Raw genomic sequence first — 2091 nt, 5'->3', positions numbered from 1 at the left:
TCGCGACCTGCGCGAGCGCATGGGGGCCAGCTATAGCCCCGTGGCTTTTTACCGCGCCATGCCCGCTGAAAACGGCTATTCGCTGATGCAGGTTGAGCCTGCTCCGGGCCGGGGGAAATGACTGGGCGCAGCCCATTGTCCGAAGTGGCCGCTCCGGTGTTGGCGGTAAAGGATTTGTGCGTGTCTTGGCATGGCAGGAGTATCCATCTATCAACGCTATCAGCGCCAAACTGCCCTGGCCCGAGCCGGGTGTGAAGCAGCCCCCGGTCCTGTGCTTGTCGGCAGGGATCGGGGGCTGATTGCTTGCGACCTGGGCGAACCCGTGTGGCGCGGGCCGTGGCCTGAAGTATTGCGGCCATGACAAGGCCGTGCTGATCTGTGCCGCAGGCGCATGCTTTTATGCAGGCGCGCCGAGCGACTGAAAAGAGTGCCGAAAAATCGGCCTTGCGTGTGTCACGTTACTGGAGCGGGCAGCTAGAGCTTTAACACTTGAAATGCTCACTTACGGCAGGCAAAAGCTTGCCTGCATTTCGTGGCAAGGATTTTCCTGAAAATCCTTGCAGAGCAGTCAACTCATTTCATTCGTAAACTGCTCTAGCGGGAATGGTCCAGTACAACTTCCGCTTCGGGATGCGCCTGACGCAGTGCCTCGTGCATGGCGGCCGCGTCCGCAAAAGCGCGGAAGGGGCCGATGCGCTCGTCGCCCATAGCGGCATTGTAGCGCACGTAATATGCCTGGTCGGCCTGAAGGGGGGTGCCGCTTTCGTCGCTGACCACCTCAAGTTCCACCTTGCCTACGCCGCGCTTGCCAAGGTCCAACTGCTGGGCAGCGGCAAAAGAAAGGTCAATGATGCGGCCGCGCACAAAGGGGCCTCGGTCAGTCACGCAAACCATGACGCTCTTGCCGTTTTCCTGGTCGGTCACGCGGACGACGGTTCCCATAGGCAGAGTGCGATGGGCGGCGGTGAAGGTATACATGTCGTAGTTCAGACCGCTGGCAGTGGCGCCGCCGTGAAAGTCACGGCCGTACCACGATGCTTTACCGGTGAACACTTCGCTCTGTTGGGCGCGTTTGAGCCATATATCGCGGCTGTCAACGCTTTGCTCGGAAACGGCCTTGCTTTTGGAAGATTTTGCCGCCTTGCCGCTTTTGGCGTTCTTGGACGCCTTGCTGGACTTGGCTGTTTTGCCTGATTGACTGCCTGAAGCAGCTTTTTTGTTTTTTTCAGACTTGGTCTGGCGCGCTTCAGCTGATTTTTTTGCAGCTTTGGAGGCGGCGGGTGCGTTTGAAGAGAGTTCGGCGGAAGGAGCGCTTGCAGAAGCCGCGTCGGCTTTCATGGGGGCGGCCAATAGCATACATGCGACCGCAACCGCCAGCATGGAAGGCCAGCGTGAATACTTCATGATCATTCCTTGGTTACAGTTCGAGGCTGTCCGGCGGATGCCGGGCGGACCACGCCCGTGGCCCTGACCCCGGAGACTCTCCAGTGACGGCGAAAGCGCCTTGCGCTCCTGACCAGTCCGTCTCGTTGGGGGATGCCTTTTCTTGATGGGGCAATATACCGTAATAAAAACTTCGGTGTCAAACTGACAAAGATATGTAATTCAAATCGTTATCAGCAATTTTTTTCTAGACAAATGTTAGAGGCATGCAAACAGGATATCGCATATTGCTTGGCATATTTATGAGGCGCGGTAAAAATACCCGGCGCAGCGGATGAAAAAAGCGGAGTGTGGCCAGAAAACACGAACAAAAAAAGAGCAATGTCTGATCAACATTGCTCTGACGTCTAGAGCATTTAACACTTGAAATGCTCGATTACGGCAGGCAAAAGCCTGCCTTTTCGCATTTCGTGGCAAGGATTTTCAAGAAAATCCTTGCAGAGCAGTTAACTCATTTCATTCGTTAACTGCTCTATTGGGCCGAGGGTGCGCAGGGGCCTGCTGCCGCTTGGCCCCGAGCGTGTGGAAACGCTGTTTGGTCTGCGGCTGTGCATCTTCGCAGTCTTGCCCCGTGGGTTGTCTGCCTCGTTTGGCTCTGGCCGGGCCAGCTCTGTCTTGCTTGGGTCTGTCCGGCCTGCTCGGACCCGT

At 56.8% G+C, this 2091-nt stretch carries 1 protein-coding gene; it reads right to left on the bottom strand.

Going from position 1 to position 2091, the window contains the following annotated elements; translation table 11 throughout:
• Window positions 1–594: 594 nt before the first annotated feature.
• Entirely contained in the window at window positions 595–1404 is an 810-nt protein-coding gene (locus tag V6C07_RS07085) for a septal ring lytic transglycosylase RlpA family protein (protein WP_333543288.1), read from the bottom strand.
• Between the last annotated feature and the right edge of the window lie 687 nt (window positions 1405–2091).

It is taken from the genome of Desulfovibrio sp. 1214_IL3152 (genome assembly GCF_036763055.1).
Taxonomy (GTDB): Bacteria; Desulfobacterota; Desulfovibrionia; order Desulfovibrionales; family Desulfovibrionaceae; genus Desulfovibrio.
The sequence above is the reverse complement of the archived record's forward strand: the minus strand, read 5'-3'. Positions and strand labels throughout refer to the sequence as shown.

Coding starts and splice junctions, on each gene's coding strand:
- V6C07_RS07085 (WP_333543288.1), bottom strand. CDS start 1,404: ATGAAGTATTCACGCTGGCCTTCCATGCTGGCGGTTGCGGTCGCATGT.